Source organism: Ornithinimicrobium sp. (genome assembly GCF_035267225.1).
Taxonomy (GTDB): domain Bacteria; phylum Actinomycetota; class Actinomycetes; order Actinomycetales; family Dermatophilaceae; genus Ornithinicoccus.
In genome coordinates this window covers 1-8,331 of the sequence record NZ_DATFMA010000017.1, presented here as the reverse complement: position 1 = coordinate 8,331, position 8,331 = coordinate 1, and the positions used below count along the sequence as shown (strand labels likewise).

Sequence of the window (8,331 nt, the reverse complement as noted above, 5' to 3'; positions counted from 1 at the left end):
CACCGACGAGGGCTCGTGCCAGGACTGGATCGAGCGGCACTCGGCCGACCCGGCTGCCTACCGAGGACAACAGCGCCGGGCCCGGAGCTTCCTCGACCACCACCTCAGCGCACGGGCCCTGCACGGCATCCTCGACCGGCTTCACGAGCCGGCGTCCTAGGGGGCGTCCTGGTCATCATCCTTCGAGGGCATCGATGGCGGCCACGAGGCGGTCACAGTTCTGCTGGTCCCGGTGGGCGAAGACGGCGTCGACCCGGGCCTGGTACCGCGTCTCGCGCTCGAAACCGGACTCGGCGTAGGCGTCGATGGCGTCCAACGCGCCCTGCACGCCGCTGGTCGCGGGCCCGAACCCGTCCCTCTCGGCGGTGAACCAGGAGAAGGCGCCGTGGCCGCTGGTGAACTCCTCCTCGTCGAACTGGCAGTACACGACGGGCGTGCCGACGTAGGCGACGTCGAACTGGACCGAGGAGTAGTCGGTCAGCAACAGCCGGCACGAGCGCAGCAGCGCGGGGATGTCGGCCGTGGCGGCGTCCAAGACCTCGATCCGGTGACTGGCTCGGCCGGGCAGCCTCAGCACTGACGCCAGGTTGTAGTGCGGGACCATCTGCAGCGTGAGGTCGTGCGCCTCCAGGATCGCGGCCAGCCGCGGGCTCCCGAGAAGCTCGTCCAGGAACGTCGCGTAGGCCGACCCCGCGAAGGGAACCATGGCGTCGTCGGCCCCGCCGAACAAGGTCGGGACGAGGTAACGGCGCCAGGTGGGCATGAACAGCACGGTGCGCGTCGGCTCCGCGTCGACCAACAGGGCGTCGTACCGGGCGAGCCCGGTCTGGACGAGCTGGTCGGAGTAGCCGGAGGTCTGTCCTAGCGCCGCGGTCTCGCGTGGCCCCACGGTGGCGATGAGGTCGTACCCGCCGTTGGCCCGCTTGACCGCGTAGGGGCTGAGGTGGACCCCGTGCTTGAGGTAGACGCGGCGGGCTCCGATGCGCCAGGTGGCCTGCCACATGTAGGCACCCGGATGCCAGCGGCTCGGCAGCATGTGCTTGATCGAGTACGCGTTCGCCAGCACGTCGGCGTGCAGCATGAGCAGCCGGTGACGCCACGAGGAGTGGGTCACCACCTGACCGAACGGCTCCACCGCCGCACGCATCGGGCTGTCCGCCGAGATGAGGTAGTAGACGGAGGCCTGTGGCCGCGTCCGGCGAAGGTGGACGAACAAGGCACGCCCGTTGTCGCGGGCCGTCTCCGGACGTTCGCCGATCAGCCAGATCGGTCCCGAGGGAACGAACGGGGCACTGAGCACGCGGGCAAGGCGCACCCAGCTGAAGCGACGCCCATGAGCGGCGAACGCGAGATCGCGCACGGCGTTGCGCAGCGACCACACGATGCCGCTCAACGGATGTGCGGAGGCCACCCGCAGCCACAGCGCCGGCCGGCCGGCGGAGGGGAAGAGCTGCATTCTGCGTCCGCCCACCGTCATCGGTCGTGAGGTGGCCAGGAGCCCGGTCGAGGGTCGCACGAGGGCCGGCGGAGCGGCATCGGGCTCCGCGCTGAGATGCAGCCGGAAGGACCCGGCGGGCAGGGCGTCGCAGGCGAGCTCGAAGCGTAGGGCGCATCGGCTCCAGGTGCCGACCGCGTTGACCCTCCAGGTGACCTCTGCGCTGGACTGGGCCACCAGGGTGCCGGTGCGTCGCTGCAGCCGCAGGGTGAAGCGGGACCCGGCGGGCAGGTCGGCTCCGACAAGACGGATCGCGACGTGCAGTCGCGAGCCGGCGATGTCGACGTACTCGCAGACCGGTTGTACTGACATCACGCGACACACTAGTGCTCAGGAATACCTACCGCAGTCACATGCGTCGGACTATGCTGGCCCGAATTATCTGCCGCACATCGGAGAGACCACTATGGCCACTGCGGACACCTCGGGCACGACAGGTACTCACGAGCAGGAGCGCACCGAGCTCGCCAAGTCTCTGAAGCCCAAGTGGGTATGGGCGATCGCGCTCGGCTCGGCGGTCGGATGGGGCGCCTTCATCCTGCCCACCGGATGGATGGAGACGGCCGGCCCGCTGGGCACCATCCTCGGCATCACCATCGGCGCTGCGCTCATGTGCCTGATCGCCGTGAGCTACGGGCTGCTGATCCGCACCTACCCCGTCAGCGGCGGCGAGTATGCGTACACCTACGTCGCCTTCGGACGCACCCAGGCCTTCATCTGCGGGTGGTTCCTGGCCTTGGGCTACATCTCGGTGGTGGCGCTGAACTCCTCTGCACTCGCCCTGCTGTTCCGCACGTTGACTCCCGACCTGGTGCAGTGGATGCCGTTGTGGAAGGTGGCCGGCTGGGACGTCTACATGGGTGAGGTCGTGGTGGCCAGCGCCGCCGTCCTGCTCTTCGCGGTCCTGAACACGTTCGGAGCCTCCATGAGCGGGCGGCTGCAGTTCATCTTCTGCATGGTCATGCTCGCCGGCGTCGCCCTGATCGCCATCGGCGTGCTGTTCGCTGGAGACGCGACCTGGTCGAACGTCAGCCCCGCCTTCCCCGAGGGCTCGGCTCCGTTCGCGGCCACGCTGGCCATCGTGGCCATCGCCCCGTGGGCCTACGCCGGCTTCGACAACATCCCGCAGGCGGCAGAGGAGTTCGACTTCAGCCCGACCAAGGCGTTCGCGCTGATCATCCTGGCCATCACCGCCGCCGCCGGTGTCTACGTCATCATGATCCTGGCCACGGCGGCACCCCAGCCGTGGACCGAGCTCGTCGCCTCCGAACCGGCGTGGGGCACAGCGGACGGGATGCGGAACCTCTACGGCACGGTCGGTGTGCTCGTCCTCGGCACGGCGGTCTGCATGGGCGTCGCGACCGGGCTGAACGGTTTCTTCGTGTCCGCCAGCCGGCTGCTGTTCGCCATGGGCCGGGCTCGGGCCATCCCGGACGCGATGAGCCGGCTGCACCCCAAGCACGGCACCCCGATGCTGGCGATCTGGTTCACCGCTCTCCTGTGCCTGATCGCGCCATGGTTCGGCCGCGAGGTTCTGCTGTGGATCGTCGACATGACCGCCACGGGAGTCACCATCGCCTACACCTACACCTGCTTGGCCGCGTTCAAGCTCTTCCGCTGGTCGAGCTCCGAAGCCCGACCCAACGACCCCGACGGCGTGTGTTCGACGCCCAAGAAGCTGATGAGCGCGCTGGGCGCGCTGACCGGTGCGATCTTCTTCTTCCTGTTGCTCACCCCCGGCTCGCCGGCGCAGCTGGGGATCCAGTCCTACGCGGCCCTCGCGGTGTGGATCCTCCTGGGAGTCGTCTTCTACTTCTCCCGGCGGGCCGAGTCGAACCAGACCTCGGACGAGGAGATGACCTACCTCATCCTCGGCGACGACGCCGACAAGGTGATGAAGTAGCGACCAGCCTGGCCGGGCTCGCGCGGCGGTAGCCTGCGCTCATGTCCGAACCCCCGGTGGTCATCTTCATGACCAGCAACGGCGTGGGGATGGGGCATCTGTCCCGCCAGCTCGCCGTGGCACTGAGCCGGCCGCCGGGCCAAGGGTCGGTGGTCTTCTCGCTCTCCGGTGCCCTGCCGCGGATCATGGCCGCGGACGCCTCCGGGGAGCTGCCCGAGGCGGGCCGGCACCACCTGCGCTACGAGTACTGCCCCAGCCGGGAGTCGCGCTGGCTCCCCGAGCAGGGCTGGAGGCGAGTGCTGCGCCAGACCTACCGCTCCTACCGCTGGCACCCCTACCTTCGTGACCGCCTGGTCGCCCTCGCCGTCGAGACCCGGGCGGCTGCCGTGGTCTTCGACGGGGTGGTGCCCTACGAGGGGCTGCTGCAGGCGCGAACCCTGCTGCCCGGCGTGGCCTTCGTGTGGGTCCGCCGGGGGATGTGGCGCCCGGACGCCCTGACCCACCGTCTGCAGCACTCCGAGGAGTTCGACCTGGTCATCGAGCCCGGCGACTACGGGGCCGTCGCCGACCGCGGCCCCCTGGCCGAGCGCACTGACGCACGACGCATCCCCCCGGTCAGCCTGGTGGACGTGCTGGCGCCTGCCTCTCGCGAAGCCTCCCGCGCCAGCCTGGGGCTACCCCAGGATCGCCCTGTGCTGCTCTTGGCACCGGGAGCCGGCGCGCTGGGGTCGGTCGATGAGGTCGCTGCGCGTATCCAGCGCGCCGTGGCTGCCCGCAACCCCGACTGGGTGGTTGCGGTCACCCGGCAGAGCATCGCCGAGCACGGTATCGGCGACCGCTCCCGCTCCCGCTCCACGGTCATGCTCGACGACGTCTACCCGCTGGCACGCCACCTTCAGGCGTTCGACGCAGCCGCCAGCGCGGCGGGCTACAACGCGGTGCACGAGCTGCTGGGCCAGAGCGTCCCGACCCTGCTGGTGCCCAGTGTGCACCACGTCACCGACGACCAGTCCGCTCGGGCTGACGGTGCGGCGCAGCGGGGCGCTGCCCTGCGGGCTGACGGCAACGACGTGGACTCCGCGGTCGCCAAGCTCCTCGATGACGGGGTGCGGCACGAGCTTCGGAGGAACTGCGCCGCGCTGGAGCCGGCCACGGGAGGCAGGGCGGCAGCACGGCTGGTCGATGAGGCACTCACCGGTGCGCGACCGGCCTCGCGCACCGGCCCACCGCCGCGGCCCCGCCGCCCCTGGGTGGACGCCCGCACCGCGATGTCCTCCGATGTGCGGTTGGCCGAGCAGATCAGTGTCGGCGACGTGCGTGGTCCGACTCCGGTCGAGCACCTCATCGAGGGCGGCTCGCCGCAGTACCGCGCGTCCAGGAGCCTGGCGGCGCAGTGGCTCTACCGCAGAGAACGAGGGACGCCGGCGCCTTGACGACGATGACGGCGGCGCAACAAGCGTCGCCGGACGGCGCCCGCAGGCCCGCGGACCGATTTCGTCCAGACTCCCCTGGCGTCCAGGGCCAGCCCGGTACGCCGCGACCACCGCGCAAGGTCACCCCCGATCTCGCTGGTCAGCGCCACCCCCACGGCGTGGGCGGGCAGCCACGTGCGCGCCTGAGGCGAAGAGTGGGACAGATGTTCACGGTCGAAGGCCAAGTCGGCGTCGACGAGGGCGGCGATGGAGCCCTGGTACGAGTGCAGGAACGAGGCCGACCAGCAGGCGAGGTGTTCCTGCGGCCCCAGTCCCGGCAGGAAGACTCTGCTCACGCGCCGACCGGGGACCTCGGTCTGGGCCACCACACGCCGGACGGCGCCGACGGCGAAGACCACCCCGCCGGGCGCGACCAGCAACGGCACCTCCGGTCGCAGCACCTCGAACGCGCTGACGGACGCACCGAAGCGCTCCCACAGGACGCGCACCGTCTCCTCGTCGGTATGGGCCAGCTCGAGCGTTCCCACCGAGCGCAGCAGGCTCTGCGCACTGGCGGCGAGGTCGCCGGCGGTCGCGTTGCGGCCGTTCAGCACTACCTGCACGTCGAGCACCGACCCATGGTAGTCCGCTCGTTCTCGGCGTCGCGGCCGAGAATGCACCGGTCCCGCACCTATACTCGCCCGGATGGATATCCGCGTCGACAACCCTGTCGGTCGGGTCCCGGACTCTCGCCGGATGTCCAGCACCACCCTCTCCCTCGGCAGCGACCACTGGCGTCTCGGCGCCCGCCGGGGAACCTGGTCGCGCCCGCTGCACCGCCACCTGAACGCTCTGGACAACGCTCATGAGCTGCGCGTGCGCGGGAGATGCCCGCCCGGCGCGGCCCCCGCCGTCGCGGACTTCCTCCACCACGCAGCGGCCCGCGGCACTTTCGTCTGCGGCTCGCTGGGTCGCCCCCTGCAGACAGCTCTTCCGGAGAGCCTGCGCGCACACGTGCATGCGTGTCGGGGAGACCGCGCCGGTGACCTGGCGTGGGACGTGCGCGCGGTCCAGCAGCGCCGGGCCGTGTTGACGCCGCTGATGCCGCGGCTCCCCAGCGTGAGCCTGGTGCTGGTCAGTCGTCGCGCCGAGCTCGTGCCCGCGATGGTGCACCGGCTCAGCAGGCTGGCGTACCCGCACCTGGAGATCGTGGTCGGGCTTCACGGCTCGCCGGCACCCGCCGGGCTGACCGAGGCGGCCGGCGCTCGGCACCTCGTCGTCAGGGAGTACCCCTCGGACGAGGTCTTCGGCACCGTGCTCAACCGTGCCTTCCACTGTGCCTCGGGCGAGCTCGTCGGCAAGGTCGACGACGACGACTACCTCGGCGACGCCCATGTGCTCGACCTCGTCATGGCCCACCACTACTCGGGCGCGACCCTGGTCGGCAAGAGCACCACCGTCGTCTTCCTCGAAGCGATCGACACCACGGTGCGCCGGTTGTACGGGGCGCGCGAGGCTTTCACGCATCGGGTGAGCGGAGCCACCTTCCTGCTCGACCGGTCCGATCTCGCCTCCCTGGGCGGGTGGCCCGCGGTGCCCCGCGCCGTGGACACCGCGCTCATCCGGGCGCTGCGCGAGGCTGGTGGGACGATCTACCAGCCGCACGACCTCGGCTACCTCTACGTACGCAAGGCCGACGCGTCAAGCCACACCTGGACCACCGGCATCAGCCACTTCCTGGGCAACGCTCGCGAGCAGTGGATCGGGCTGCTGCGGCACCCCGAGTTCGGAACGCAGGACGCGGCATGACCTCCCCGAGCTCGCCTCGCAGGCCAAGGCCGACGACCACAGCGTTTCGTACTTCACACCGCGCTGGCGAGAGTCGGCACCTTGAGAGGACATCATGAACGCAAAGAAAGTGCTGGCCGTCGCGGGACTGGGCGTCGGTCTTCTCTCAGTGGTGGCGATCGCGGCTGCAGCCGCTGAGCTCTGGTGGCTGGTCACCGGCGCCTTCATGGGCGTGCTCAGCGTGGCCTGCCTCGCGGCCATCGATGCCGACCGTCGCGTCATCGCTTTACGCGCGCAGGTGGCTCGGGATCTCAAGCGAGTCCGAAAGGACCTCTCCGACGCTGCGAAGCCACAGAGATCCGACACTCACGAAGATGTGGTGGGCACGGTGAGACTGTTGCAGGCGCAGTACACGGGTCGCCTGGACCGGCTTCAGACCTACGTCGAACAGACCTTGGGCGCTAGCCGGAATGCCGAGGCCACCGATGATCGGCTGCATGAGGAACGTCCGGGCTCGTGAGGCACAGCTCCAGTCGCACGACCCCCGAGCAGGTGGCCCGCCTGTACGCGGGTATCGCGCGTGCTCAGGATCCGGATGCGATCGTGGCTACGGCCCTGCGGACCAAGTCGCGCCATGCGCGCGAGGTCCTCGCCGAGCTTGCCTGGCCCGGGCACGTACCCACAGACATTCATGCGTGGGCCCAGGCAGGACCCGCCGAGATGCCCTCGGACATGGACGCCCCTTGGTTGGGGCGCTTCGCTCAAGTGGTGGCGTTGCAGGAGATCGAAGATCACGCCTTCAGCCTGGGCCGCGCTGTGTTCGAGCAGATCGACGCGACCGGGCGGCTGGCAGACCTGCCACCGCACCTTGTAGAGCTCTTCCTCCAGCTGCGTCTCGCCACTCGTGATCGCCGGGCGACCGAGTCGTTGCTCGCGCATCCCGGAGTGCGTGAGCCTCAGCGCCACGCCATCGCCGCCGACCTGCTCAACCCCCACATCTTCGATGCTCCCGAGAGTGAGGCCGAGTGGCTGGAGGCTTTCAACCGCGCGCTGGGCAACCCGTCCATCGCTGATGTCTGTCTGCGGCCCGACACGGACGGCAACGAAAGGACGACGTTCGACAGACTGTCCGCGACAAGCATGCCCACGATCGACTCGGGTCGCCTCATCACCGTTCTGATGAGCTGTTTCCGGCCCGGCCCAGAGCTCTTCACGGCGATTCGATCGGTGTGTCAGCAGACGTGGTCCAACTGGGAACTGCTCCTCATCGACGACGCCTCGGGAGCCTCCTACGCGCCTGTCTTCGACGAGGCCGCTGCGATGGACAACCGTATCCGGGTGATCCGCAAAGCGCTCAACGGCGGAACCTATCGGGCTCGCAACACCGGGCTCAGGCAGGCACGAGGCGAGTTCTGCACCGTCGTAGATGCGGACGACTGGATTCACCCGCAGGCGTTCGAGCGACATGTCGCACCCCTCATAGAAAGGGCCGGGCTGCCTGGCACCATCAGCCGCGCCGTCAAGGTCAACCAGCATCTGGAGCTGAACCGTCCGGGCACGGCGGCCCGGGTGGCCTCGGCCGCCTCGCTGATGTTCCGCACCGTGCCAGTAGTGTCGCGCATCGGCTTCTTCGATCCGACGGGCAAAGGAGCGGACACGGAGTTCCGCAAGAGGATCGAGCTGGTCTTCGGACGTCGAGTGCGAGAGATCCCCGACGTGCTTTCCGTTCTCCG

Annotated in this window: 7 protein-coding genes; 5 read left to right on the top strand and 2 right to left on the bottom strand. The window is 69.5% G+C overall.

From position 1 onward, the window contains the following. Positions 1-175: 175 nt before the first annotated feature. Positions 176-1,807 (bottom strand): CDP-glycerol glycerophosphotransferase family protein, encoded by a 1,632-nt coding sequence (locus VJ976_RS01020; RefSeq protein WP_324098039.1) that lies wholly within the window; start codon positions 1,805-1,807, stop codon positions 176-178. A 94-nt stretch (positions 1,808-1,901) separates the two neighbouring features. On the opposite strand from VJ976_RS01020, the gene VJ976_RS01015 reads away from it, so the two are divergent. Together VJ976_RS01015 and VJ976_RS01010 are read left to right on the top strand one after the other, a co-directional pair. Further along, entirely contained in the window at positions 1,902-3,398 is a 1,497-nt protein-coding gene (locus VJ976_RS01015; RefSeq protein ID WP_324098037.1) for an APC family permease, read from the top strand. A gap of 41 nt (positions 3,399-3,439) precedes the next feature. Further along, positions 3,440-4,831 carry a hypothetical protein gene (locus tag VJ976_RS01010; protein WP_324098036.1) on the top strand — a complete coding sequence of 464 codons (1,392 nt, stop codon included), beginning with the start codon at positions 3,440-3,442 and terminating at the stop codon, positions 4,829-4,831. On the opposite strand, the gene VJ976_RS01005 is transcribed toward VJ976_RS01010, so the two are convergent. Further along, the gene (locus VJ976_RS01005; protein WP_324098034.1) at positions 4,798-5,442 is read right to left on the bottom strand and encodes a hypothetical protein; all 645 of its coding nucleotides are present in this window, start codon (positions 5,440-5,442) and stop codon (positions 4,798-4,800) included. The two genes, VJ976_RS01010 and VJ976_RS01005, sit on opposite strands and share 34 nt — an antisense overlap. A gap of 73 nt (positions 5,443-5,515) precedes the next feature. Between VJ976_RS01005 and VJ976_RS01000 the strand changes: the two genes are divergently transcribed. From VJ976_RS01000 to VJ976_RS00990, 3 genes are all read left to right on the top strand, one after another. Then, complete coding sequence (locus VJ976_RS01000) at positions 5,516-6,619, top strand: hypothetical protein (protein ID WP_324098032.1); 1,104 nt, start codon at positions 5,516-5,518, stop codon at positions 6,617-6,619. Between the two features lie 94 nt (positions 6,620-6,713). Then, positions 6,714-7,118, top strand: coding sequence for a hypothetical protein (locus tag VJ976_RS00995; RefSeq protein ID WP_324098030.1), 405 nt, complete (start codon positions 6,714-6,716; stop codon positions 7,116-7,118). Then, on the top strand, positions 7,115-8,331 hold a 1,217-nt coding region (locus VJ976_RS00990), incomplete at its 3' end, for a glycosyltransferase family A protein (protein ID WP_324098028.1). The genes VJ976_RS00995 and VJ976_RS00990, both read left to right, overlap by 4 nt.

Excerpts from the sequence above, each read along its gene's own strand:
- VJ976_RS01020 (WP_324098039.1), bottom strand. The coding sequence starts at position 1,807 with ATGTCAGTACAACCGGTCTGCGAGTACGTCGACATCGCCGGCTCGCGA.
- VJ976_RS01015 (WP_324098037.1), top strand. The coding sequence starts at position 1,902 with ATGGCCACTGCGGACACCTCGGGCACGACAGGTACTCACGAGCAGGAG.
- VJ976_RS01010 (WP_324098036.1), top strand. The coding sequence starts at position 3,440 with ATGTCCGAACCCCCGGTGGTCATCTTCATGACCAGCAACGGCGTGGGG.
- VJ976_RS01000 (WP_324098032.1), top strand. The coding sequence starts at position 5,516 with ATGGATATCCGCGTCGACAACCCTGTCGGTCGGGTCCCGGACTCTCGC.
- VJ976_RS00995 (WP_324098030.1), top strand. The coding sequence starts at position 6,714 with ATGAACGCAAAGAAAGTGCTGGCCGTCGCGGGACTGGGCGTCGGTCTT.